General features: G+C 55.9%; 30 protein-coding genes. 14 read left to right on the top strand and 16 right to left on the bottom strand.

The genetic code is table 11. The annotated features are described in order from the left end of the window. The first annotated feature begins 84 nt into the window (after window positions 1-84). On the top strand, window positions 85-1908 hold the full coding sequence (locus ACESNI_RS18935; protein WP_373089956.1) for a PHA/PHB synthase family protein: 1824 nt from the start codon (window positions 85-87) through the stop codon (window positions 1906-1908). Here the strand turns inward: ACESNI_RS18935 and ACESNI_RS18930 are convergent. From ACESNI_RS18930 to ACESNI_RS18920, 3 genes are all read right to left on the bottom strand, one after another. Next, window positions 1905-2432, bottom strand: coding sequence for a gamma carbonic anhydrase family protein (locus ACESNI_RS18930; protein ID WP_373089953.1), 528 nt, complete (start codon window positions 2430-2432; stop codon window positions 1905-1907). The genes ACESNI_RS18935 and ACESNI_RS18930 overlap by 4 nt on opposite strands. 43 nt (window positions 2433-2475) lie before the next feature. Then, entirely contained in the window at window positions 2476-2811 is a 336-nt protein-coding gene (locus tag ACESNI_RS18925; RefSeq protein WP_373089950.1) for a hypothetical protein, read from the bottom strand. Window positions 2812-2965: 154 nt separating this feature from the next. Beyond that, entirely contained in the window at window positions 2966-3175 is a 210-nt protein-coding gene (locus ACESNI_RS18920; protein ID WP_373089947.1) for a cold-shock protein, read from the bottom strand. A 290-nt stretch (window positions 3176-3465) separates the two neighbouring features. Between ACESNI_RS18920 and ACESNI_RS18915 the strand changes: the two genes are divergently transcribed. The 5 genes from ACESNI_RS18915 to ACESNI_RS18895 all read left to right on the top strand — a co-directional run bounded on the left by ACESNI_RS18915 (window position 3466) and on the right by ACESNI_RS18895 (window position 6299). Next, window positions 3466-4113: a LysE family translocator gene (locus ACESNI_RS18915; protein ID WP_373089945.1), complete on the top strand. Its 648-nt coding sequence runs from the start codon at window positions 3466-3468 to the stop codon at window positions 4111-4113. 10 nt (window positions 4114-4123) lie between these two features. Then, window positions 4124-4546 carry a GFA family protein gene (locus ACESNI_RS18910; RefSeq protein WP_373089942.1) on the top strand — a complete coding sequence of 141 codons (423 nt, stop codon included), beginning with the start codon at window positions 4124-4126 and terminating at the stop codon, window positions 4544-4546. A gap of 11 nt (window positions 4547-4557) precedes the next feature. After that, on the top strand, window positions 4558-5046 hold the full coding sequence (locus tag ACESNI_RS18905) for a GFA family protein (protein ID WP_373089940.1): 489 nt from the start codon (window positions 4558-4560) through the stop codon (window positions 5044-5046). 89 nt (window positions 5047-5135) lie between these two features. Next, entirely contained in the window at window positions 5136-5666 is a 531-nt protein-coding gene (locus tag ACESNI_RS18900; protein WP_373089938.1) for a histidine phosphatase family protein, read from the top strand. A gap of 9 nt (window positions 5667-5675) precedes the next feature. Beyond that, on the top strand, window positions 5676-6299 hold the full coding sequence (locus ACESNI_RS18895; RefSeq protein WP_373089936.1) for a CatA-like O-acetyltransferase: 624 nt from the start codon (window positions 5676-5678) through the stop codon (window positions 6297-6299). On the opposite strand, the gene ACESNI_RS18890 is transcribed toward ACESNI_RS18895, so the two are convergent. Both ACESNI_RS18890 and ACESNI_RS18885 read right to left on the bottom strand, forming a co-directional pair. Continuing rightward, window positions 6300-6833 carry a PAS domain-containing protein gene (locus ACESNI_RS18890; RefSeq protein ID WP_373089934.1) on the bottom strand — a complete coding sequence of 178 codons (534 nt, stop codon included), beginning with the start codon at window positions 6831-6833 and terminating at the stop codon, window positions 6300-6302. A 150-nt stretch (window positions 6834-6983) separates the two neighbouring features. Next, the gene (locus ACESNI_RS18885) at window positions 6984-7760 is read right to left on the bottom strand and encodes a DUF169 domain-containing protein (RefSeq protein ID WP_373089932.1); all 777 of its coding nucleotides are present in this window, start codon (window positions 7758-7760) and stop codon (window positions 6984-6986) included. Window positions 7761-7949: 189 nt separating this feature from the next. Here ACESNI_RS18885 and ACESNI_RS18880 point away from each other — a divergent pair, with 189 nt between their 5' ends. Next, complete coding sequence (locus tag ACESNI_RS18880) at window positions 7950-8936, top strand: MBL fold metallo-hydrolase (protein WP_373089930.1); 987 nt, start codon at window positions 7950-7952, stop codon at window positions 8934-8936. 42 nt (window positions 8937-8978) lie between these two features. Here the strand turns inward: ACESNI_RS18880 and ACESNI_RS18875 are convergent, their stop codons facing one another. The 4 genes from ACESNI_RS18875 to ACESNI_RS18860 form a co-directional block, all read right to left on the bottom strand. Next, entirely contained in the window at window positions 8979-9683 is a 705-nt protein-coding gene (locus ACESNI_RS18875; protein WP_373089928.1) for an SDR family oxidoreductase, read from the bottom strand. Between the two features lie 275 nt (window positions 9684-9958). Continuing rightward, window positions 9959-10492 carry a 30S ribosomal protein S9 gene (gene rpsI, locus ACESNI_RS18870; protein WP_373089926.1) on the bottom strand — a complete coding sequence of 178 codons (534 nt, stop codon included), beginning with the start codon at window positions 10490-10492 and terminating at the stop codon, window positions 9959-9961. Window positions 10493-10494: 2 nt separating this feature from the next. Then, entirely contained in the window at window positions 10495-10959 is a 465-nt protein-coding gene (gene rplM / locus ACESNI_RS18865; protein WP_373089924.1) for a 50S ribosomal protein L13, read from the bottom strand. Window positions 10960-11135: 176 nt separating this feature from the next. Beyond that, the gene (locus tag ACESNI_RS18860; protein WP_373089990.1) at window positions 11136-11546 is read right to left on the bottom strand and encodes a PaaI family thioesterase; all 411 of its coding nucleotides are present in this window, start codon (window positions 11544-11546) and stop codon (window positions 11136-11138) included. Between the two features lie 141 nt (window positions 11547-11687). Here ACESNI_RS18860 and ACESNI_RS18855 point away from each other — a divergent pair, with 141 nt between their 5' ends. Genes ACESNI_RS18855 through ACESNI_RS18845 form a run of 3 tightly spaced genes read left to right on the top strand, consistent with a single transcriptional unit; the run spans window position 11688 to window position 14308 of the window. After that, entirely contained in the window at window positions 11688-12533 is an 846-nt protein-coding gene (locus ACESNI_RS18855) for an enoyl-CoA hydratase (RefSeq protein WP_373089922.1), read from the top strand. 4 nt (window positions 12534-12537) lie between these two features. After that, window positions 12538-13029, top strand: a complete 492-nt coding sequence (locus ACESNI_RS18850; RefSeq protein ID WP_373089920.1) for a CoA-binding protein — start codon at window positions 12538-12540, stop codon at window positions 13027-13029. A gap of 1 nt (window position 13030) precedes the next feature. Beyond that, window positions 13031-14308 (top strand): O-acetylhomoserine aminocarboxypropyltransferase, encoded by a 1278-nt coding sequence (locus ACESNI_RS18845; RefSeq protein ID WP_373089918.1) that lies wholly within the window; start codon window positions 13031-13033, stop codon window positions 14306-14308. 14 nt (window positions 14309-14322) lie between these two features. On the opposite strand, the gene ACESNI_RS18840 is transcribed toward ACESNI_RS18845, so the two are convergent. Then, window positions 14323-14739 carry a VOC family protein gene (locus tag ACESNI_RS18840; RefSeq protein ID WP_373089916.1) on the bottom strand — a complete coding sequence of 139 codons (417 nt, stop codon included), beginning with the start codon at window positions 14737-14739 and terminating at the stop codon, window positions 14323-14325. Between the two features lie 56 nt (window positions 14740-14795). On the opposite strand from ACESNI_RS18840, the gene ACESNI_RS18835 reads away from it, so the two are divergent. From ACESNI_RS18835 to ACESNI_RS18825, 3 genes are all read left to right on the top strand, one after another. After that, window positions 14796-15191, top strand: coding sequence for a hypothetical protein (locus ACESNI_RS18835; RefSeq protein WP_373089914.1), 396 nt, complete (start codon window positions 14796-14798; stop codon window positions 15189-15191). Beyond that, on the top strand, window positions 15175-15966 hold the full coding sequence (locus ACESNI_RS18830; protein ID WP_373089912.1) for a CsgG/HfaB family protein: 792 nt from the start codon (window positions 15175-15177) through the stop codon (window positions 15964-15966). Before ACESNI_RS18835 ends, ACESNI_RS18830 begins: the two co-directional genes overlap by 17 nt. A gap of 70 nt (window positions 15967-16036) precedes the next feature. Beyond that, the gene (locus ACESNI_RS18825) at window positions 16037-16576 is read left to right on the top strand and encodes a hypothetical protein (protein WP_373089910.1); all 540 of its coding nucleotides are present in this window, start codon (window positions 16037-16039) and stop codon (window positions 16574-16576) included. 55 nt (window positions 16577-16631) lie between these two features. On the opposite strand, the gene ACESNI_RS18820 is transcribed toward ACESNI_RS18825, so the two are convergent. The 3 genes from ACESNI_RS18820 to ACESNI_RS18810 all read right to left on the bottom strand — a co-directional run bounded on the left by ACESNI_RS18820 (window position 16632) and on the right by ACESNI_RS18810 (window position 18642). Next, window positions 16632-17744, bottom strand: coding sequence for a COX15/CtaA family protein (locus ACESNI_RS18820; protein ID WP_373089908.1), 1113 nt, complete (start codon window positions 17742-17744; stop codon window positions 16632-16634). A 120-nt stretch (window positions 17745-17864) separates the two neighbouring features. Beyond that, window positions 17865-18350 (bottom strand): hypothetical protein, encoded by a 486-nt coding sequence (locus ACESNI_RS18815; RefSeq protein ID WP_373089906.1) that lies wholly within the window; start codon window positions 18348-18350, stop codon window positions 17865-17867. Next, complete coding sequence (locus ACESNI_RS18810) at window positions 18337-18642, bottom strand: hypothetical protein (protein WP_373089905.1); 306 nt, start codon at window positions 18640-18642, stop codon at window positions 18337-18339. The genes ACESNI_RS18815 and ACESNI_RS18810 overlap by 14 nt, the downstream gene beginning before the upstream one ends. A gap of 147 nt (window positions 18643-18789) precedes the next feature. On the opposite strand from ACESNI_RS18810, the gene ACESNI_RS18805 reads away from it, so the two are divergent. Beyond that, window positions 18790-18924 (top strand): type II toxin-antitoxin system HicB family antitoxin, encoded by a 135-nt coding sequence (locus ACESNI_RS18805; protein WP_373089903.1) that lies wholly within the window; start codon window positions 18790-18792, stop codon window positions 18922-18924. On the opposite strand, the gene ACESNI_RS18800 is transcribed toward ACESNI_RS18805, so the two are convergent. The 3 genes from ACESNI_RS18800 to ACESNI_RS18790 all read right to left on the bottom strand — a co-directional run bounded on the left by ACESNI_RS18800 (window position 18901) and on the right by ACESNI_RS18790 (window position 21809). Continuing rightward, a complete protein-coding gene (locus ACESNI_RS18800) occupies window positions 18901-19695 on the bottom strand; it encodes an N-acyl homoserine lactonase family protein (RefSeq protein WP_373089901.1) in 795 nt (264 codons plus the stop codon). The genes ACESNI_RS18805 and ACESNI_RS18800 overlap by 24 nt on opposite strands. A 179-nt stretch (window positions 19696-19874) precedes the next feature. Beyond that, window positions 19875-20633, bottom strand: a complete 759-nt coding sequence (locus ACESNI_RS18795; protein ID WP_373089899.1) for an aspartate/glutamate racemase family protein — start codon at window positions 20631-20633, stop codon at window positions 19875-19877. 6 nt (window positions 20634-20639) lie between these two features. Continuing rightward, a complete protein-coding gene (locus tag ACESNI_RS18790; protein ID WP_373089896.1) occupies window positions 20640-21809 on the bottom strand; it encodes a M24 family metallopeptidase in 1170 nt (389 codons plus the stop codon).

Raw genomic sequence — 21809 nt, 5'->3', positions numbered from 1 at the left:
ATGCCGGAATTCGGTACTGGAAACTTAATCCCTATCAGGCTGTTGTGCCACAAGGCCCGGCAAAACCAACGAAGAGGAGTCGATATGCCACATAAAGACCCGTCGAAAATCACCCCCGAAATGCAGGAAGCATCGAAGGAATTTGCCGAGAACTTTGCCAAGATTGCCGCCCAGAGCCAGGAGCTGGTTACTGAATTTCTGAATGCCCAGAAGTCGAAGAACCAGGACCCCGACCCGTTTAACATCGGCAAGGCTTTCACGGACATGACGACGAAGATGATGGCAAATCCGGGCAAGGTGATGGAGGCGCAGGCGACGTTGTGGAAAAACTACCTGGATCTGTGGCAGAACACAGCCCTTCGTGCCTCGGGCAAGGAAACCGAGCCGATGGTCAAGCCCGAACCCGGCGACAAGCGGTTCAAGTCGGAGGAATGGAGCCAGAACCAGATCTTCGATTATATCAAACAGTCCTATCTTCTCACCGCCAACTGGATACAGGATACCGTTGCCGATGTTGACGGACTGGACGCAACCGAGCGCAAGAAGACCGAGTTCTACACCAAGCTCTACACGGATGCTTTGTCGCCAACGAATTTCTTCTGGTCAAACCCGGATGTGCTGAAAAAAACCCTCGACAGCAAGGGCGAAAATCTCGTGCATGGCCTTGAGAACATGCTCGACGATCTCAAGCGCGGCAAGGGCCAGCTGATGCCGAAGATGACGGATGAGACGGCCTTCGAGGTCGGTAAAAACGTCGCCGTCACCCCAGGCAAGGTGGTGTTTGAAAACGACCTGATGCAGTTGCTGCAATATAATCCAACGACCGAGACGGTCTACAAGAAGCCGCTGCTGATCACCCCACCCTGGATCAATAAATTCTATATTCTTGACCTGAAGTCGGAAAATTCCTTCATCAAATGGTGCGTTGAGCAGGGCTATACCGTATTCGTTATCTCCTGGGTCAACCCGGATGAGACCCACCGGGAAAAGACATTCGAGAGCTATATGTCGGAGGGGATTCTGGCGGCGCTGGATGCCATCGAGACCACCACCGGCGAAAAGGAAGTCACCGCCATCGGCTATTGCATCGGCGGCACTCTGATGGCGACGACACTGTCCTATCTCGCCGCAATCGGGGAAAAGCGGATCACCGCCTGCACCTTCTTCGCCACCCAGCTGGATTTCGAGGACGCCGGGGACCTGCTTCTCTTCACCGACGAGGAACAGATCCAGATGATCGAGCGCAAGATGGAAGAGGCGGGCTTCCTAGAGGGCCGGAGCATGGCCGCCACCTTCAACATGCTGCGCTCCAACGACCTGATCTGGTCGTTCATGATCAATAACTACTTACTCGGCAAGGCGCCCTTCCCATTCGACCTGCTGTATTGGAATTCCGACGCCACCAATATGCCACCGAAGATGCACAGCTTCTATCTTCGCAATATGTATCAGAAGAACCTGGTCTCGAAACCGGGGGCGCTGACGTTGGGTGGCCACCCGGTCGACCTCACAACCGTCACTATTCCGGTCTTTATTCAGGCGAGCAAGGAAGACCATATCGCGCCGTTCAAATCGGTGTTCAAGAACACGAAGCTGTTCGGCGGCCCGGCCGAGTTCATGCTGGCGGGGTCTGGGCATATCGCGGGCGTGATCAACCATCCCGACGCGGGCAAATACCAGTACTGGACCAACGCGAAGAAGAAGAAATACGCCACCGGCGAGGACTGGCTGGCCGAGGCGACGGAGCATCCGGGCAGCTGGTGGCCTCATTGGAACAAGTGGCTGTCAAAGAAATCGGGGGCGAAAGTGCCCGCGCGCGATCCGTCAAAGGGCAAGCTGAAACCGATCGAGGATGCGCCCGGCCGCTATGTCAAGGTCCGGGCGAAACCCGGCAAGTCGGACGACTAATCCCGCTCAGCGATATAGATCTGCGCAAGCTCGGAGTAATGTTCGGCGCCGTGGGTCAGGTTGGCCTGCTCCGTCGGGCTCAAATCACGGATTTTCTTGGCCGGCGAGCCGCCCCAGAGTTCACCCGCCGGGACCCGCTTGTTCGGCGTGACCAGCGCGCCGGCGGCGACCATACCGCCGCTCTCGACTACCACCCCGTCCATCACCGTTGCCCCCATACCAACGAAACTGCCGTTTTCCAGCGTGCAGCCATGGAGTAGGCAGTTATGGCCGACCAGCACATCATCACCGACGGACGTCGGATGGGTGCCAATGGAGACATGGATGACGGTGCCGTCCTGGATATTGCTGCGCTTGCCGATCCGGATCCAGTGGACGTCGCCACGCAGCACGCAGTTGAACCAGATGCTGGAGCCCTCGCCGATCTCGACATTGCCGATTACGTGAGCAGACGGCGCGACATAGACGCTCTCATGGAGCGACGGCCGCGCGCCCTTGAAGGACAGGATGTTTTTTTCAGTCATGAGCTTTATGCCTCTTGTTGTTCAGGAAAAAAAGGGGGCCAGTTCAGGCCTCTACCAGATAGGGTTTATGCTCGCCCTTCAGCGCCTTGTCGGCGAACCAGATCAGGATATTCAGGTCGAACGCTTCCCGGGCCTCATCGCTCAGTCGGGAACGGTCCTTTTTCAGGCCCGCGACGATGCCCTTGTTTGCCTTGCGCAACAGGGCGCCGCGAACCGAGCCGCGCACATCGAGCTGATCGCACATCTCGGTGATCAGTTCCTCGCCGGTCAATCTGTGAACATAGTCCTTGATGCGGATAGAAAATCCGCCCTCGGCATCAAGAGGGATATCAAGAGCGTCAATCTCAAGGTCCGTTCCGTCTTTAATCGGATATTCCATATTTTCCGTTCCAAATTCGCAAAACCGCCAGCGTCATTGGAAGGGTTTCTGGCATAAATACAGATTTTGCGCAAACCCTTCTCACGCCGGATGCCGCCGGGCCATAAAAAAAGGCGGCAAGCGCCGCCTTTTCGTAATTTACCGGAACCTGATTTTAGTCCAGCAGTACTAGCTCTTCCGCAGATGCCTTGCCGTTACGCCCTTCAACAAGTTCATATTGAACTTTTGCGTTTTCCTGAAGGGTCGTCAAGCCGGCCCGTTCAACAGCTGAAATATGCACGAAAGCGTCTGACCCGCCGTCTTCTGGTGCGATGAAGCCGTAGCCTTTGGTCGGGTTGAACCACTTTACAGTACCTGTTGCCATTTTTTCGTCTCCTGGACACTAAGTCTATATTTCTGGCCAATAGCGCTGTCTAAGTGCCCAAATTGCAGCAACGGAATGGCCTCGAAAACCGCAGCCCGTATCCTCTAATGCAGGCATAATTCAGATTTCCGATGTTTCGGGTAATTGATAATATCAGTTTTTGCAAGAAAGTTTTCAACAAAATCATATTTTTATCATGGACGGTCAGCAGCGATGCAACAAAGCCACAATTCCAGGGCGACTTCAGTATATTTTTCTGATAATTTGCTGCATCAGCAAGGAGTTACACGATGTTCCCCGAGACAGCCCTGATCCTCGCCTTTATCCCGAGTGCCCTGCTGCTGACCCTGGCGCCGGGGCCGGATATCGTCTATGTCGCCATGCGCGGACTGGCCGAGGGACGCCGCGCCGGACTGGTCGCCGCCCTTGGCCTGATTACCGGAATCTTTGTGCATATCACGCTCGCCGCCCTTGGTCTCTCCGCCCTGCTTGCGGCCTCGCCAATGTTGTTTGCGGCGATAAAATACGCGGGCGCCGCCTATATCCTCTATATCGGCTGGAAGATCGCGACGGCGCCGCCGCTGGATTTTGACGGCAGCACGCCACGGCTTGGGCTTGGCCGTATTTTCCGCCAGACCATCCTGATGAATATCCTTAATCCAAAAGTTGCGCTTTTCTTTCTGGCGTTTCTTCCCCAGTTCGTTGACAGGGCGAGCGAGCATGCGACCGCGCAGTTTATCTTCTTCGGGTTCCTGTTTCAATTCTGTGCCCTGCTCGTGATGGGAGGTGTTGGTCTGTTTGCGGGATCGGTGACCTCGATCCTCCGGCGCAATGAACGGGCCGGACTTTATCTCAACCGCGTGAGCGGCGTGGTCGTCATGCTGATCGGTGCGGGGATTCCGGCGAAAGAACTATGGACCCTGTTTAATGACGCATAGGGAGACAAGAATGAACGACCAGATGAATGAGCATCACGGCGGATGCCTGTGTGGGGCGGTTACCTATACTGTCCGCGGGGCGCTCCGCGACGTCATGTTCTGCCACTGTCGCCAGTGCCAGAAAACGAGCGGTCATTATTTTGCCGCCACCAGCGCACCCCGCGCCAATCTCACCCTGACCGGGGAACGTGGCCTGAAATGGTATCGCTCCTCTGACTGGGCGGAACGCGGGTTTTGTGGTAACTGTGGATCCAGTCTGTTCTGGCGCATGAACGACAGCGACAGCATCAGCATTCTTGCCGGCTCCCTTGACGGGAAGACCGGCCTTGCTACCGGCAGTCATATTTTTGTCGCCGACAAGAAGGATTATTACGAGATCACGGACGGCCTGCCGCAATATGACAGCTATCCCGGCGCCCCGGAAACCAGTTGAGGAGCTAACCCATGAAACTTGAAGGATCCTGCCATTGCCGCGCCGTGACATTCACGCTTAATTCGCCGCATCCCTACCCGTTCAACTATTGTTTCTGCTCGATCTGCCGCAAGACAATGGGGGCCACCGGCGCGGCCATCAATCTTAGCGGGGACGCCAAGTCCCTGGAGGTGACCGGGGCCGACAATATGGCGATCTATCATGCCCGCATTCGCAACGAGGAGACCGGCGACGAGGAGATCAGTCCGGCCAAGCGCTATTTCTGCAGATTATGCAGCAGCGGGTTGTGGCTGTTTGATTCACGTTGGCCGGACCTTATTCATCCCTTCGCGTCGGCCATCGATACCGAATTGCCCCGCGCACCCGAAAAAACCTATCTGATGGTCGAATCGAAAAAAGACTGGGTCCCGCTTGAGCCTCATGGAAATGACAAGGTCTTTGACGAATTTCCGGATTATTCCATTGCCGAATGGCATCAACGTCTGGGACTTGAAAGCTAACCCGGCCGGACCTAAGTAGTTGTCATAAATGTTCCGCAGGGAGCTGATAAATCGCAGCCTTTAACCGGCCTGCAAAGAAGACATACAAAATGCGTAAACTAACGTTGTTGCGACACGCCAAGTCGAGTTGGAGCGATTCTGCAAAAGCTGATATCGACCGACCCCTCGCCCCGCGCGGACACCGTGCCGCCCTCGAAATCGGCGATTATATGGAGCGGCACCGGATTTTCCCCGATTTCATCCTCTGCTCGCCGGCGCGCAGGACCCGCGAAACGCTCGCGCAGATCCGCTCCTTCCTGACCAGCGGCACCGAGATCAAGGTTGAGCCATCGGTCTATTCGGCGGGCCTGGGTAGCGGCCTGATCGCCTATCTTCGCGGCCTTTCACCCGACTATGCCCATGTCATGATCATCGGCCATAACCCGACGATGCAGCATATGGCGCTTGATCTGGCCGCGCCGAAACCCGATAATGGATATTCCGAGATGGGGCGTAAATTCCCGTCCGCCGGCCTCGCCCATATCGAGTTCGATATTGATGGCTGGCGGTCACTTGCGGATCGAGGACAGCTTGTGCATTTTGTCACCCCAAAGAGGCTGGAAGCGAAAAAGCGGGCGTAAGGATGGCATGTGAAATTCATTGACCCGGCAACCTGGGCGCGGCGCGCGCAATATCATCTGTTCCGCACCTATGCCAATCCGCATTTCAGCCTGACCGCCCGCGTTGATATCACCGGCTTCGTCCGCAAGACGCAGGCGAAAGGCGGTTCCTTGTTCAACGGGGTGGTTTACGCAATCATGACGACCGCCAATGACATTCCCGAATTTCGCACCCGGTTCCGCGACGATCAGGTCGTCGAGCATGAAACGGTCCATGCGTCCTACACCGTCCCCCTTGCCGATGAGCTTTTCGGTTTTTGTGAGACAGTATATGTCCGCGACCGCGACGCCTTCACCGCCGCTTGTACCGCGGCGACAGCGGCGGCGAGGGAGCAATTGGCGCTTGGCGGAAACACGACGGCGGCGGATCACTGGATTTATCTCAGCTGTTTACCGTGGCTCGATTTCACGGCGGTCCAGCATCCGGTCCCGAATAGCGAGGACTGCATTCCGCGTATCGCCTGGGGGAAAATATCGGAAAAGGATGGTCGCTGGTCGATGCCCGTCAACCTGCAGGCCCATCATGCCCTGATGGACGGTCACCATGCGGCAAAATTCTATGACGGTCTGGCGACCTGCCTGAACCGTGCCTGATCAGGCCGAAATGTCGATGGTGGTGCTGCGGCCCACGTTAAGCGCCTGGATCGCGTCCTCCCGGGAATTATAGGGCAGACTGCCCTCAAACCGGCTGGAGTAGAAGACCAGCCGGTTGCATTGATCATCGTCGTCAAGGAGCGGAAACCCGATCGCAAGGCTGGATGCTGTGCGGCCACTTCTGGCCGTCCCGACAAGTTCAACAATGATACCACAGGGTTCGGTCGTCATCTCGTCCATGATCCGCCCCGTCTCTTCGCGGATGCCCGGCTGATAGAAATCGAGAAGATTGCGTCCGGTAACCTCCTGGCCGAAATGCTCGACAAGTGCGGTCCCGGCGAGCCGGCAGACGATTTCATCCGGAGAAACAACATCATAAATCGCAATAAAGGGAAGTAACGAGACAATCTTCGTCGGATCGAAGTGGCTCTTGCGCGGCACCGGCCCTTTGTCTGACAGGCTTTGCCAATAGTCCGCAAACTCTTTCGCGTCCTCCGTGCCCCAATCAATTTGGTCGAACGTCTTACCGGCCATGATAAATCATACCTTGTTTATCCTCACAGGATTTATGATTTGATGCCACTCAGGGCGAACAAATTTTGCTTTTTGTTATAAACAAAAGCTTTATATACACCTGTAACGGCCTTGCCAACTAGGAAAACCCCCGTTCTAACCTTGCGGGTGCTATTTATTGTAGCTCACCGCCAGCCCGGCGCGGGCATCATTCTGGATACCATATTGCGGGATCGGATAGCGCAAGCCGTTTTTCGACAGCGCGGCAAGACCCTCGATCACCTTCGGCAGATAGGCAGGCGGAATTGCCATCAGCAATTCATCCTCCATCACCCCGCCGTAGCGGCGCTCGGCAAAGCAGGGCAGCGACAGGCTCGGCTCGCCAGTGGAGAGCGCCCGGCCCCAGGAATCAGCGCAGGACGACTCGCCCACCACCGAGAAATCGAGCTTCTTATAGCCCGCCCATTGCAGGCCGTTGATAAACAGGATCATCTGCGCCGGGGTCATATAGATCAGGCAGATATCCGGGGGGTTCAGCCGTTTGGAGGAGAGCGGGGAAACCGCCATTGCGGTGAACTGCCCGGCCGGAACCACCGTCATCGCCGACTGATGGTTGGTGGCATCCGCCGTGGTTTCATACCAGACGCCCGCGTAATTCTCGCCCTTTTTCCAGGCCTCATCCTGTGGCCGCAGCCCCATCACTGCGCCGCATTGCGCGCCGACGAAATCCGCCGCCGTTGCGCCGACGGTCCAGCCGAGACGGCAGGCCTGGGCGACGATCTGGTCGGCCGTATGGATGAATTTCGGTCGCCGGATGCGATCGACCTTCTCCATCTCCTCGACTGTTTCGAACAGTTTCATGCCGATCGGCGTTGCCCGCAGCCGCAAATATTTGGTAAGCCCCGCCAGAATGGCGTCCCAGTCGTAGAATTCCTCGATTTTTGTCATTATTATTCTCCGTGTTTTGACTCTAGAGTGGCACGGACGGCGGCAATTTACAATCGTCTATACGGTATCAAGAACTGATCGGTCCTGTTGATTTTTTTCCTCAAACGCGCAATATAGGAAGCAATGGCTTTACCAACTCCGGCCGGATATAGAAATGCAAATTCAACAGGAGTTGAAAGAAATACGTCAATGACTGACAAACCCTATCATCATGACCCGAGTGGCGGCTTCCGTAATCCTAAAGGCAGCCCCAACCCCCAGATCGGTCCGCGCCGTTTTATACGCTATGCCATTCGCCAGCTCCGGAAAACGGAGTTGCCCGCGGTGCCGGACGGCCATGTGCTCGACAGGGCGGCGGTTGACGCCGGGATCATAGCGGGCGGCAACCCGAGCGTGACTTGGCTTGGCCATGCCGCGTTCATCCTCCGCACCCACGGCAAGATTATCCTGACCGATCCCTATCTCACCAGATGCGCCGGGCCCGGCTCCTTCGGCCCGAAGCGCTATGTGCCCGCCGCTATTCCAACGGAGGAGCTGCCAAGGGCCGATGTCATGCTGGTCAGCCATAACCATTATGACCATCTTGATGCGACCGCCCTCGCCGCCTATCCGCATAAGGACTATACACAGGTAATCGTGCCGCTTGGCCTGAAATCCTTTTTCAGGAAACGGGGCTTTGCAAAGGTCGAGGAGTTCGACTGGTGGCAAAGCTGGTCGGAGGATGGGCTGACCATCACGACGCTGCCCGCCGTGCACTCCTCAGGCCGCGGCATCCATGACCAGAAGAAGACCCTCTGGGCGAGTTTCGGTATCAGGACGGCAGAGGAGAATATCTGGTTTTCCGGTGATACGGCGAACGGCGAGGTTTTCAAGGAAATCGGGGCACGGCAAGGCCCCTTCGATCTTGCCATCGTTGGTATCGGCGCCTATGAGCCCCGCAAGATCATGAAAGAGGTTCACGCGAGCCCGGAGGATGCCGTTGAGATTGTCCGGGCCATCGGTGCAAAACGCGCCCTCGGCATGCATTGGGGCACTATCCGGCTAACGCCGGAGGCGCCGTTTGAGGCCCCCGGCCGCTTCCGCCAGGCCGCCATCGACCAGAACTATGGTGAGGAGAACGCCCTCATCTTCAAAATTGGCGAAACCCGCTCGCTAAAGAACACAGCCGCCGCCTGATCGCAGTGCCAAGTGGCTCCTGCCGGGAGCGCGAGAATGACGTCAGACGCTCCGGGTTAGCCCGCCATCAATCCGCAGGTTCTGGCCGGTCATATAGCCGCCTTCGTCAGAGGCGAGCCACCCGATCAGGGAGGAGACTTCCGCCGCATGGCCATAGCGGCCCAACGGGATGCGCGCCCGGCGGTCTTCGGTCTCCGGCAGACTGTCGATGAAGCCCGGCAAAACGTTGTTCATCCGAATATTGTCGGCGGCATATTTGTCGGTATAGAGCTTGGTGAAAGCCGCAAGAGCGGCGCGAAATACACCCGAGGTCGGGAACAGCGGGTCAGGTTCGAACGCCGCGAAGGTCGAGATATTAATGATGGCGCCGCCGCCCTGTGCCTGCATGAGCGGCGTGACGAGGCGTGTTGGCCGGATCACGTTCAGCAGATAAACCTCCATGCCGTCGTGCCAGTCCTCGTCCGGGATCTCCAGCACCGGCCCCTTGGGGCCATGCCCGGCAGAGTTGACGAGAACATCTATTCGCCCCCAACGGTCCTCGGCCCCCTTCACAAGACCAGCGAGATCATCAGGGGAGCGGTTCGATCCTGTCACCCCGAACCCGCCCAGCTCCTCGCCAAGCGCCTCCCCCTTACCCGAAGAGGACAAAATACCGACATGAAAACCGTCCGCCGCCAGCCGACGGGCCGCATCGGCGCCCATGCCACTGCCACCGGCGGTAACGAGGGCCACTTTTTTTGACGTCATCAGAAATTTCCTCCAAGAAACGTTCAGCTACTTGATGTCGTTCTACATTTTCAAGTTTGAACCGTTTTTCTGATATTGGTTTCAGGGCTCGTCAAGTCTTCATTTCTGAATCAAAATGAAGCGCCTTCTTCGATAGAACTTTTCAATAGTATGAATGATGTTTCAGTCATCCTAAACGATATTTTCAATATAGTTGCGAAATAATTACACGATAACGAACACAAAAAAGGGCCCACCGAAGTGGACCCTTTGTTTTCTCGTATGAACCGCAGCGATTAACGCTTGGAGAACTGGAAGCTCCGGCGGGCTTTCGCGCGGCCGTATTTCTTACGTTCAACAACGCGGCTGTCGCGGGTGAGGAAGCCTTCGGCTTTCAGCGCCGGGCGCAAGGCGGGTTCGTAAAAGGTCAGCGCCTTGGAGACACCGTGGCGAACTGCACCGGCCTGACCGGAGAGACCGCCACCCTTTACCGTGCAGATAACGTCGAACTGGCCGACGCGCTCGGTCACCTCGAACGGCTGCAACAAAATCATGCGGAGAACCGGACGGGCGAAATAGGTTTCCTGATCGCGGCCGTTGACGGTTATCTTGCCAGAACCTGGCTTGATCCAGACGCGGGCAATGGCGTTTTTCCGCTTGCCGGTGGCATAGGAACGGCCAAGGTCATCGATCTTGGGATCAACATGAACCACCTCGATCACTTCGGCGGCCTGGATTACTTCCGGCCCGGACTCGCTGGACGCTGGCGCAGCGGCAGCACCGCCTGTCAGCTCTTTCAGGTCCTCAAGAGAGTTTGCTTCGTCAGCCATACTCAGGCGCTCCTTACGTTCTTGGAATTCATTGACGCGACATCCAGAACTTCCGGATTTTGCGCTGCATGCGGATGTTCGGAACCTGCGTAAACGCGGAGGTTGCTGAACTGCTCGCGACCGAGGGCGCCGCGCGGGATCATCCGCTGGACTGCCTTCAGGATCATCCGCTCAGGATACTTGCCGCCGAGGATCTTTTCCGCTGTGCGGCTCTTGATCCCGCCGGGAAACCCGGTGTGCCAATAGAAGACCTTGTCGGTCATCTTCTTGCCGGTGACGGCGACTTTTTCCGCATTGATGACGATGACATTGTCACCGCAATCGATATGAGGAGTATACATGGGTTTGTGCTTGCCGCGCAGGCGGGTTGCAACAATCGAGGCAAGACGGCCGAGAACGAGGTTTTCAGCATCGATCAACAGCCATTTCTTTTCCACCTCGGAGGGTTTCGCAGAATAGGTTTTCATTTAACTCAGCCTTCGCATATGCGTGCCACAACAAAATTAAAGGGAGCCCTTTGCTCCCGTTCTGATGGGCGGTATAATATCAGGATGGGGCCAAGTCAAACGAAATAACGCTTTTACTTCACCAATTTATGATTACGGTATTATAGTACCGCGATAAATTGCAAAATCCCCGCCCCTCACCTTTGCGGCGGAATGGCGTAGGTGGTGGTGACATGGGCAACCGGATCCTCAAGACCATCGGAATAGAGGCTGAATTCCCCGATCGCCAGCGTTTTTCCATGTTTCAACAGGCGCCCCTCCGCGTACAGGCCGCCGGGCGCGGGCTTGCGCAGGAAGTTGATATTCAGGCTGGTGGTCACGGCGAGTGCGACCGGGCCGATCTGGGCAAGCAAAAGAAGATACATGGCGGCATCGGCGAGCTGCATCATGGTCGGGCCGGAGACTGTGCCGCCGGGGCGCAGGTGCATATCCTTGACTGACATCCGCACGCGGATCGTCTTATCATCCACATGCTCGACCTTTAATTCCATATGGTCGATCTGCGGGAATTGTTCCCGGTTGAAGGCTTCGAGCATTTCGGCGGTCATGACAGGCACGGGCGGTTTCTCCTCTTATGTCCTCTTATGGGGTGCAGCGACGATATAAGCTCGCCGGGCCGGGCGCAACATTTTCCGCGCGGCACCGGGGAAAATTGCCGCTCGGCATTGATCCTGCTCTAGACAAGGAATATGATATTCGATAATTATCAGGACTTTAAGGGAACAGCCATGTCTGCCGAGCAGAAAACCACCAACCCGGGCGGCGAGATTGTCGAGCTTGAGGTGTCGGGCGCCATTGCCACACTGCGGCTGAACGATCCGGCAACCCGCAACGCCCTCTCATCAGAGATGATGGACCGGCTGCTGGTCATGCTCGATAACCTTGGCACGACGCCCGAAGTCCATGTGATTATCCTCGAGGCCACGGGGCCCGTGTTCAGCTCCGGCCATAACCTCAAGGAGCTGGTGCAGAAGAAGCGCGACAACGAACTCCCCGCCCTGTTCGAGCATTGCAGCGCCCTGATGCAGAGCGTGGTCAACCTGCCCAAGCCGGTAATCGCCAAGATCGACGGCAATGTCACGGCGGCAGGCACGCAGCTGATCGCCTCCTGCGATCTCGCCTATGCCTCGGCGGGCTCGCAATTCGCGACCTCGGGGATCAATTACGGCCTGTTCTGCTCGACCCCGATGGTGGCCTTGAGCCGCAATGTCGCCTCCAAGCATGCCATGGAGATGCTGCTGACCGGCGACTTTATTGATGCCACGCGGGCGGCGGAGATCGGCCTGATCAATGCCGTCTTTAAGGCTGAGGAACTGGCGGCGGGTGTGCGCGCCATCGCCGAGAACATCGCCTCGAAATCTTCCGTGGTGGTGAGCATGGGCAAGACCGCTTTCTATCGGCAACGGGGCTTGCCGCTTGCCGATGCCTATGACCTCACCTCCCGCGTCATGTGCGAGAATATGCAGACCCGCGACGCCGAGGAGGGCCTGACCGCCTTCATCGAGAAACGCACCCCCGAATGGCAGGGAAAATAGCATCATGAACCATGATGCCTATTCCGACGACTATATCGCCGGCATCCTCAACAGCGTGAAAACCATCGCCGTCGTCGGCGCCAGCGATAACGAGGCGCGGCCCAGTTTCTACGTGATGAAATACCTGAAGCGCAAAGGCTACCGGGTTATTCCGGTCAATCCGGGCAAGGTCGGGCGGCAAATCGTCGGCGAGACGGTCTATGGCGCGCTGCGTGATATCCCTGAGCCGGTCGATATGGTCGATTGCTTCCGCAATTCCGACGCGATCCCGCCCATCGTCGATGAGGCGATCGAGATCAAGGCCAAGGTCGTCTGGATGCAGCTTGGCGTCCGTCATGACGCAGCGGCGGCAAAGGCCGAAGCCGCCGGGATCAAGGTGGTCATGAACCGCTGCCCGAAAATCGAATTCGGCCGCCTGTCCGGGGAAATCGCCTTTATGGGCGGCCGCTCCGGCATCATCTCTTCAAAACGCGTAAAACTGATAGGAAATAAATGACATGAGCACTCCAAAATTCGAGACCCTCGCCATCCATGCCGGCGCCGCGCCAGACCCGACCACCGGTGCCCGCGTCACGCCGATTTACCAGACCTCCGGCTATGTCTTCGATGATACGGATCATGCCGCGGAATTGTTCAACCTGCAGGCCTTCGGCAATATTTATACGCGCCTGACCAACCCGACCACCGCGGTGCTGGAGGAACGGGTCGCAACTCTGGAAGGCGGCGCAACGGGTCTTGCCGTGGCATCCGGTCATGCCGCCCAGCTGATTGCCTTTCATACGTTGATGCAGAACGGCGACGAATTCCTCGCCTCGACCCGGCTTTATGGTGGCTCGATCACCCAGTTCGGCCAGTCATTCAAGAAGTTCGGATGGAACGCGATTTTTGTCGATCCAAAAGACCCGGAGGATTTCCGGAAGGCGCTGACCCCGAAATGCAAGGCGATCTTTATCGAGAGCCTCGCCAATCCCGGCGGCGTCATGACCGATATCGAGGCAATTGCCAAGATCGCCCATGAGGCGGGTATTCCTCTCATTGTCGATAACACGCTGGCGACACCCTATCATTGCCGCCCGATCGAATGGGGCGCCGATATCGTCGTCCATTCGGCGACCAAGTTCCTCTGCGGTCATGGTAATTCCATGGGTGGCATCATTGTCGATAGCGGCAAGTTCGACTGGAGCGCGTCAGACAAGTTCCCGACCATGAGCCAGCCGAACGACTCTTATCACGGGCTTAAATTCCATGAAACCTTCGGTGAGCTTGGCTTCGGCATTGCCTGCCGGGCGCTCGGCCTGCGCGATCTCGGTCCCGCGATCTCACCGTTTAACGCCTTCCTGATCCTGACCGGGATCGAGACCCTGCCGCTCCGCATGGAACGACACGCCACCAATACGCTTGCCGTTGCCGAATATCTGAAGGGCCATGACAAGGTCTCCTGGGTTTCCTATGCAGGACTGAAAAGCGACGAATATTACACCCTCGGCCAGAAATACCTGAAAGGCGGTGCCGGGGCCGTGCTCACCTTCGGGATCAAGGGCGGCTATGAGGCCGGGATCAAGGTCGTGGAAAACGTCAAGCTGTTTTCGCATATTGCCAATATCGGCGATACCCGCAGCCTGATCATCCATCCCTCCTCAACCACTCATCGCCAACTGGATGAGGCACAGCAGGTGTCAGCGGGCGCCGGGCCGGATGTGATCCGCCTGTCTGTCGGCATCGAGAACAAGGACGATATCATCGCCGACCTGGAGCAGGCGCTGGCGGCAACCTGATCGCGGGGTCTCTTCTAGCTGTCATACACGGATAGCTCTATCAGGTTGAGATCGGGGTCGCGCACATAAAGTGATGTGATCGACCCCCTCGCCCCTGTGCGGGTGACCGGCCCTTCAAGGATGCCGATCCCCGCCGCTTCCAGCCGCGCCTGCATCGCCGCTAATTCCCCCGAAATGATAAAGCACAGATCCGCCGTACCGGGTTTCGCGATATGCGCCCTCGGGCTCAACTCATGCCCGGCCAGATGCAGGTTGATTTTCGATGACCCGAATTTTAGTGCCTGCCGCCCTTCCCCAAACTCCTCATAGCGCATGCCAAGTATTTCACAGTAAAACGCCCTTGTCTGCGCCAGATTGGCGACGGTCAGGACAAGATGATCCAGTCTGTCTATCAATATAGAACCTCCATTTAAAAAAATTAAATTATTCATTGAATATTTATTACATAATATTAACTATACGGATGAGTTTTTATTAAGGAATAATTATGAAATATTTAATTTTACTTACTTCAATTATATTATTAAATTTACCATTACCTGTTTTGGCCAAAGACGGGTTGGTTTCCGCGGCTGAAGGCTGGAACGGCAACGCCGGGAACCAGACCTCCTATGACAAACTGGTCAAGCTCAGTATCGCCGAAGCGATAGAGCGCAAGCAAAACGGTTATTACGATCAATGGCAGCAGAGTAATCTTTATATCACCAACTATGCGATCGGACAGCAATTGAATATCGAGGCTGACAATCTCGATGGGATTGCCATCACCAACAACCAATGCGGCCATACCATCAGCCAGGCGAGCAATTTTGGCGGGGCGTCTGAACTTGAAACGAGCGATGTCACCTGCACCATAGGAGCCGCAAATGAATCTGCCAAGTAAGGCCGCCGCGCTGCTGCCGCTCCTGCTCGGCGGTTGCATGATTGCCCCCGCACATGAGAATATCGCGCTTCCGGACGGCCCGCCAGTGCAGAGCCTGGTGACGCCCTATGATCGGCTGATCGGCTGCGTCGCCCATTATCACCCGATGGGCGGGGTCTGGGCGGTCGGCGATATCGTCGATGCGACCGGACGGTTCAGCACAGACGTCGCCGGCACAGGCAAATATGTCACTCAAGGGGCCGGCGACATGATGCAGACGACGCTGGTGCAGGCAAAGGCGGAGCATATCGTCAACCGCCGCGATCCGCGGCCGATCATCACGGAAATCAAGCTTGGGATCCGCAATGCCAAGCAGGTTACGCCGATGGATTATTATATCACCGGATCGATCAATACCCTCGACTTCATCCCCGGTGCCGCGGCCGAGTTAACGATTGGCGGTATCGGCCCGCGCTATCGCCAGAACCGCGCCATCGTCGGGCTTGATTTACATCTCACCGACGCCCGCACGACCGAAGTGCTGGCGGCGGTCAATATCTCCAAGCAGATCTTCGCAGACGAGGCGGGCTTCGGCATCGGTCGGTTCTTCGGCGATACCCTGGTCGACCTCGATATCAGCGGCCAGAACCGCGAGCCGTTACAGCTCTCGCTCCGGTCAATGCTGCAATTCGGGCTCTATGAAATGCTTGTCCAGATCGCGCCGGCGCTTGAACCAGACTGCCAGCCGATCGTCGACGCCGTGGAAGGGGTCAAGGACACGCCCCCGCAAAAATAATAACGGAAAATAATAATCATCAACAGGTTATGCGTCTTTTTTTAAACTGAACTTATGAAAGAAATATATTATGATTAAACTTATTATCGGAGTTCTGGCGCTATCGTTGCTCGCCGGCACAGCTTTCGCAGCAGATGCAGTTAGTCCCAGCATTAAGATTGGCAACATCAATGGTTCTATCACCACTGGCGGGGAGCTTTCTGTCAGTTATGGCACCAACTTCCTGGGCCACACTATCAGTCAGCAAAACCTTAACGATGTTAGAATTACGGCGCCGACATTCCAGGACGTCTTTAAACCTGCCGGAGCATATGACTATGCACCCGCCAATAACTTTGTAATCGGGGCCTACACCCATTATGACAAGAACTTCACCCCCTCCGCTGACATCAGCGGCTGGAACAATCCTGATTCAGAATGGACTGTAAACGTCGAAACGATTCCCATAACCTATAACCCCGAGACCGTGGATCCCGGAAACGGCGATACAGGTGATACCGGCGATACGGGTGACGTTGGCGGCGATACGGGCGATACAGGTGGCGTTGACGGCGATACGGGCGATACAGGTGGCGTTGACGGCGATACGGGTGCCCTTCCCGGCAGCTAACCGCGCTAATCCGGCAAAATTAAAATACCCGCATCCATCGATTTTCTACCTGGTATTACTGCCGGTCAGCGTTCGCGCTGGCCGGTTTTCGCGTGCCTGCGCTCCGCCGCCGGTCATGGACAAGGAACAGCGCCGCCGCGAGCACCAGCATCCCGCCCGCCTGATGCGCCGCCGCCAGCGGCACCGGCACCACATGGATCAGGGTCAGGATTCCGAGCAGGACCTGCGCAACCACAAGGGTGAACAGGAGCGCAAGGCCGCGCCGCGCGGCAGCTGAAAGTGGCACGCTCCGTCCGCCAAGGAACAGCAGCACCGCCGCCACGGCAACCAGATAGCCGAGCATACGATGGCAGAACTGCACCGCCGCCGGGTTTTCAAGAAAATTGAGATACCACGGTTTCAGATACAGCATATCCTCGGGGAAAAAATGCCCGCCCATGGTCGGCCAGTCGTTATAAACGAAGCCCGCATCGAGCCCGGCGACAAAACCACCGATAAGAATTTGCAGGGCAATGAGCACGAGCAGTATTATGCTTCCGTGGAGGAGCGGCACCGGCCCCGCCACCCCGGCCCGCGCGGGGCCGCGCAGCAGATCGAAAATCGTCCAGAGGATCACCGCATAAATCAGGCTGGCCAGCGCGAGATGGGCGGTCAGCCGGTAATGGCTCACATCCGGGTTATCGACGAGGCCGCTTTGGACCATGAACCAGCCCATGCCCCCCTGCAACCCGCCAAGCACAAACAGCAGGGCCAGCCTTGGCACCAGCGGCCCCCTGATCTTCCCGGCAACGAGGAACAGCACAAACGGCACAAAAAACGCAACGCCGATCACCCGGCCGAGCAACCGATGGGCAAACTCAAACGCATAGATCTCCTGAAACTCGGTCAGCGTCATGCCATGATTGATTTTCTGGTATTCGGGGTAAGCCTTATAGCGCTCGAACTCCGCGACCCAGGCCGCATGGTCGAGCGGCGGCAGCCAGCCCGTCACCGGCTTCCAGTCGGTCATCGAAAGCCCCGAATTGGTGAGCCGCGTGACCCCACCCAGCACGATCATCGCGAACACCAACAGCGCCACCAGAACCAGCCAGCCAACAATCATCCGCCGCGCCCGAGGGCCCGGCAGACTGCGGCTTTTATTCGTCTTTGCAAGGCTGTCAGCGGTCATATCCGCACCATAGCCAAATTCCGGCCAAACGCAATATACCGCGAGGCGTTGCGGCACTCGGTCGCAGGGGTGGTGCAAATTGCCGACGAGGAACCGTTAAATGAAATAGATCGAGGTAAATCAGGGCTGTTTGCCGGAACGCATTTCTTTAATAGCGTTAAGAACCTGATCGTTTTTCTTATTGATAGTTTGATTAACAGAATCTATGGCTTTAGTTGCGTCATCAATCGACTGTCGATTTTTTTCAACTTGAGCACCCACAGAACTTCCAAGTGATGTGCCCCCATCAAAACGCGCACCGCCATATGCAATGACGGCAAGAACGAGACCAACTGTAGCTACCACACCAACTCCAATTTGCCATGCTATCTTTGCAGGCATTATATCAATTTTTGCTTCAACTCTTGCAATATCAGATTTGATATCCGAGCGTACGGCATCATTCTTGGCGTCTATATAGTCTTTAATTCCTATTGTCATGTTTCCGCCACCGCCACCGCTGCTGTCATTAAAATGCACACGGGATTTTCCACTTCCCACTGGTTCAGTGGAACTCATATAGTCGGATAAACTTACGATTCCGTCGGTATCACTACTCCCCGCCATTATCTTTACGTTCTTTTGCTAAAGTATTAAAAAAATCCAAAATTTCCTGAAATACTTTATTAGTCATCGCCAAAGTAACTACGTGCCGCCTCTTAATACCCTTGTTTAACGGATCAAGTTTATCCTCATAAAAATTGAACCGACTTGTTCCATTTAATTCCATTGTTCCTACAATTCCATCTACAAGCAATGTAGGAACTTCAAGAGATGTGGTTATAAGCTCTATATCCTTACTCTTGTATTCCGCCTTTTCAAAAGTAGGTCCTGAGTCTTTCTCCGCTTTGTCAGCCAATCCAATAACTCCCAATAGTATTATTAAATGGACCTTATAAATATCTTTTACAATAGTCAACTAACCCCAAACGCTCAAAGAAGCTAAGAACCACATGATCCGAAATCTTTTCGAGGGTAGGGTAGGCTGGATTTGAGGAGCAAAAGCATGAAATATTTTATCGCTCTGGTTCACAAGGACCCGGACAGCGCCTATAGCGTCGAATTTCCGGATGTGCCAAGCTGTTTCTCCGCCGCCGATGATCAGGCTGACCTCCCCTCAGACGGTTGGTTCCGCGTGTAGCAGAACGATATTCTCCGATCCGCCCTCGATCTTCGGATACCAGGCCCGCGTCAGCGGGTCATGCCCTGGAATGATGTGATCGTCACTGTCGGCGAGACGGCGGAGGATATCGTAGCCTTTAAGCGTCTCTTCCATATCAATGACGATGGGAAAGGGTATCCCGCGTCGGTAGTTCTCATAGAAATGGCTGCTGTCGGAGGCGAGCACCACCCAGCCCCGCCTCGTGCGCACCCGCACGCATTGCTGGCCGCGCGTATGGCCGCCGATCAGATGAACTTCCACCCCCGGCTCAACCTCTCTCGAGCCGTCACAGAACTCGACATTGCCAAGATAGAGGGAGCGCACCATCTCGACCACATGCTCGCCCGAGTACGGATGACGAAGCGTTTGATGACACATACAGGGGCCGGTGACATATTCCAGCTCCAACGGTTGCACATAGAGCTTGGCGTGGCGGAAATCATGGAGCGATCCCGCATGATCAAAATGCATATGGGTGACAATGACGGTATCGATGCTGCTCGCGGGCAGTCCGAAATCGCTCAGCATCTCCGCCGGGGTCTGCAGGATCGGTCTCCCCCGGAGTTTACTTTCCTCCACATCAAAGCCGGTATCAACAAGGATCGTGCGGTCGCCGTTCCTTAGCACCCAAACGTAAAAATCGATGGGATGCGGACTTGCGTGATCATCAGCGAAAAGGAAGGATTCCCGCCTCGTCCGGTTTGAGTTCTGCCCATAGCGCAGCGCAAAAATTTCCCAGATATCACTCATCATCCCTCCCTCATCGGCCGCGGTGCCGCTTTTTATTTGTTCTGCGATCAGGATATGGAGGTTGCGCCGAGATGCAACCGGATTCAGTGGCCCCTGAAAAATTATTGACCTAATTAAACCGTCATTTAGTCCCTAATCACAGGAAGGTTTACCCACCAAGGGGAAAATTCGCCAGGCGCTTATGCAGTAACCCGTTGCGAAAATGACTTCTCAAACAATTGACCGAAGCCTTTGACGTGACTGTCATTCTTCATTAACTGCAAACAGTGCCAGACCAAAGCCTGATTGCTGGTCACAACTGGCTTTCCAAGCTTCTGCTCCAATTCCTCCACGATCAGGGATGAGCGGAGCGCCGTACAGGAAATGAAAAGCGCGTCGGCATCGGCATCACAAACCTGCAAAGCGGCCTCGGTTATTGCCGCTAATGGCAGTCCTGTCATTTCAATATCGTCGTCGAGGCCAAAGCCCTCTATATTGAGAATATTAAAACCCTCCGCTCTAAAGCTTTCCGCAACGACTGCATTCACCACCTCTGTATAAGGCGTAAGGACGGAGATTCGCTCCGCGTCGAACGCGCGAAGAGCCTCGCTTGCCGCAGCAATGGGATTGGTACAGGGAACACCCGGCTGGGCAATCTGGATGAGCCGTTGCAGTTCCGCGCCCCCGATCGCCGCCGTTCCGGACGTGCAGCCGTAGATCATGACATCAACGCCCAAGCCCGGCAAAAGTCCGCTCGCGGCCCGTGTAATATCTCCTGCCATGGCGCGCAGGTTCTCGATAGTCAACGGATTGGCGTTGAGCACGCGGTTGGTAAAAAGATCAACTCCAACCGGAAGAATGCGGCGAAGGTCCGTCTCACTGTTAAAATCGGTTGCCAAAGCAACGAGGCCGATCCGGCCACCCGGCGCTATATTCTCCAAAGCATATTTAACATCCATATTCACTCACCCTATGATGGGAAGTTCCGGTAAGGCGCGACGGCTTAAGTATCGCGCTCCCCCTTCCGTAATGACAATATTTTCCTCATGGACCATTTGCTTGCCGGGCGCAAACTCCATGCCCGGCTCCAATGTCAGCACGGCACCGGGTTCCAGCGGTGTCATGTCATCCTCCGTATTGGACGGCCATTCCGTAAGTTCCATTCCGAGACCATGCCCGAGCCGCCCGACACTGTTACCAAGCGCCCCGCCCGCGTCCATCACCGACCACATTGCGGCCCAGACATCACTTGTGGTTGCACCGGGCCGGCAAGCGGCAAAGCCCACATCCGTCGCCGCATAGACGACATCATAGGCGCGCCGAACGTCATCGTCCGCGTGTCCGAAGGCAAAATTACGATCGAAATCGCAAAAATATCCATCAAAGGTCGTCCCGGTATCGATAATCAGCACGTCGCCCTGTTCGATAATACGATCCGTCGGTCCCATAATGATGCTGTCATAGCCACCGGGGCCAGAGCCGGAAATGAGGTACGGCGTGGTATCGGCGCCGCGTTCCAGCAGGTCGATCCGCATCCGCTTACAATTCTGCCGCTCGCTTTCGTTCGCTTTTAAGGTCTGCGGAAGATCCTCAAAGGCATCAGAGGTGAGATCGCAGATAAAATGGATTTTCTCGATTTCCGCCACCGATTTCACAAAGCGCACCTGATGGAGAAGAAGCGATGCGTCGGTAATATCAAAGGCATCCAAACTCTCCCGCAATCTTTGGTAATCTCCGGCTGGCATCCGCAAAATACTCTCGTAACCGAGGGGAATGCCAATGCGGCCAAAGCGCCTTGGAAGTTGCAAGATGACGTTCGTGAGGAGCGAAATACCGTCGTCTTTGGGACGCGGTGCGGGCCAGCTATGGATATCCTCAACCCATGTTCCGGCCATTCCCGCCGCACCGATCTCCGGGATCACGGCAATTGGTTTCCCCTCGAGAGGCAGCAGAACGAACCAGGGACGGGTTGGGCTTTCCCAGAACTGCGTGAAAAAGCCGGTAAAATAACGCACATCCGCCTCGGTCGTAAGCAAGATGACATCCATTTTCTCCACCCGCATTCGGGCTTGGACCTTTTGCATCCGGATTTCAAATTCGGCCCGTTCAAATCCGCGTTTTGGTATGGGGAGCAT

It is taken from the genome of Sneathiella sp. (assembly GCF_041689005.1).
Lineage (GTDB): Bacteria > Pseudomonadota > Alphaproteobacteria > Sneathiellales > Sneathiellaceae > Sneathiella.
This window is presented reverse-complemented; position numbering and strand designations above follow the sequence as displayed.

What these genes read in the sequence shown, in the direction of transcription:
- ACESNI_RS18935 (WP_373089956.1), top strand. Translation starts at nt 85, where the DNA reads ATGCCACATAAAGACCCGTCGAAAATCACCCCCGAAATGCAGGAAGCA.
- ACESNI_RS18930 (WP_373089953.1), bottom strand. Translation starts at nt 2,432, where the DNA reads ATGACTGAAAAAAACATCCTGTCCTTCAAGGGCGCGCGGCCGTCGCTC.
- ACESNI_RS18925 (WP_373089950.1), bottom strand. Translation starts at nt 2,811, where the DNA reads ATGGAATATCCGATTAAAGACGGAACGGACCTTGAGATTGACGCTCTT.
- ACESNI_RS18920 (WP_373089947.1), bottom strand. Translation starts at nt 3,175, where the DNA reads ATGGCAACAGGTACTGTAAAGTGGTTCAACCCGACCAAAGGCTACGGC.
- ACESNI_RS18915 (WP_373089945.1), top strand. Translation starts at nt 3,466, where the DNA reads ATGTTCCCCGAGACAGCCCTGATCCTCGCCTTTATCCCGAGTGCCCTG.
- ACESNI_RS18910 (WP_373089942.1), top strand. Translation starts at nt 4,124, where the DNA reads ATGAACGACCAGATGAATGAGCATCACGGCGGATGCCTGTGTGGGGCG.
- ACESNI_RS18905 (WP_373089940.1), top strand. Translation starts at nt 4,558, where the DNA reads ATGAAACTTGAAGGATCCTGCCATTGCCGCGCCGTGACATTCACGCTT.
- ACESNI_RS18900 (WP_373089938.1), top strand. Translation starts at nt 5,136, where the DNA reads ATGCGTAAACTAACGTTGTTGCGACACGCCAAGTCGAGTTGGAGCGAT.
- ACESNI_RS18890 (WP_373089934.1), bottom strand. Translation starts at nt 6,833, where the DNA reads ATGGCCGGTAAGACGTTCGACCAAATTGATTGGGGCACGGAGGACGCG.
- ACESNI_RS18885 (WP_373089932.1), bottom strand. Translation starts at nt 7,760, where the DNA reads ATGACAAAAATCGAGGAATTCTACGACTGGGACGCCATTCTGGCGGGG.
- ACESNI_RS18880 (WP_373089930.1), top strand. Translation starts at nt 7,950, where the DNA reads ATGACTGACAAACCCTATCATCATGACCCGAGTGGCGGCTTCCGTAAT.
- ACESNI_RS18875 (WP_373089928.1), bottom strand. Translation starts at nt 9,683, where the DNA reads ATGACGTCAAAAAAAGTGGCCCTCGTTACCGCCGGTGGCAGTGGCATG.
- rpsI (WP_373089926.1), bottom strand. Translation starts at nt 10,492, where the DNA reads ATGGCTGACGAAGCAAACTCTCTTGAGGACCTGAAAGAGCTGACAGGC.
- rplM (WP_373089924.1), bottom strand. Translation starts at nt 10,959, where the DNA reads ATGAAAACCTATTCTGCGAAACCCTCCGAGGTGGAAAAGAAATGGCTG.
- ACESNI_RS18860 (WP_373089990.1), bottom strand. Translation starts at nt 11,546, where the DNA reads ATGACCGCCGAAATGCTCGAAGCCTTCAACCGGGAACAATTCCCGCAG.
- ACESNI_RS18855 (WP_373089922.1), top strand. Translation starts at nt 11,688, where the DNA reads ATGATATTCGATAATTATCAGGACTTTAAGGGAACAGCCATGTCTGCC.
- ACESNI_RS18850 (WP_373089920.1), top strand. Translation starts at nt 12,538, where the DNA reads ATGAACCATGATGCCTATTCCGACGACTATATCGCCGGCATCCTCAAC.
- ACESNI_RS18845 (WP_373089918.1), top strand. Translation starts at nt 13,031, where the DNA reads ATGAGCACTCCAAAATTCGAGACCCTCGCCATCCATGCCGGCGCCGCG.
- ACESNI_RS18840 (WP_373089916.1), bottom strand. Translation starts at nt 14,739, where the DNA reads ATGAATAATTTAATTTTTTTAAATGGAGGTTCTATATTGATAGACAGA.
- ACESNI_RS18835 (WP_373089914.1), top strand. Translation starts at nt 14,796, where the DNA reads ATGAAATATTTAATTTTACTTACTTCAATTATATTATTAAATTTACCA.
- ACESNI_RS18830 (WP_373089912.1), top strand. Translation starts at nt 15,175, where the DNA reads ATGAATCTGCCAAGTAAGGCCGCCGCGCTGCTGCCGCTCCTGCTCGGC.
- ACESNI_RS18825 (WP_373089910.1), top strand. Translation starts at nt 16,037, where the DNA reads ATGATTAAACTTATTATCGGAGTTCTGGCGCTATCGTTGCTCGCCGGC.
- ACESNI_RS18820 (WP_373089908.1), bottom strand. Translation starts at nt 17,744, where the DNA reads ATGACCGCTGACAGCCTTGCAAAGACGAATAAAAGCCGCAGTCTGCCG.
- ACESNI_RS18815 (WP_373089906.1), bottom strand. Translation starts at nt 18,350, where the DNA reads ATGGCGGGGAGTAGTGATACCGACGGAATCGTAAGTTTATCCGACTAT.
- ACESNI_RS18805 (WP_373089903.1), top strand. Translation starts at nt 18,790, where the DNA reads ATGAAATATTTTATCGCTCTGGTTCACAAGGACCCGGACAGCGCCTAT.
- ACESNI_RS18800 (WP_373089901.1), bottom strand. Translation starts at nt 19,695, where the DNA reads ATGAGTGATATCTGGGAAATTTTTGCGCTGCGCTATGGGCAGAACTCA.
- ACESNI_RS18795 (WP_373089899.1), bottom strand. Translation starts at nt 20,633, where the DNA reads ATGGATGTTAAATATGCTTTGGAGAATATAGCGCCGGGTGGCCGGATC.
- ACESNI_RS18790 (WP_373089896.1), bottom strand. Translation starts at nt 21,809, where the DNA reads ATGCTCCCCATACCAAAACGCGGATTTGAACGGGCCGAATTTGAAATC.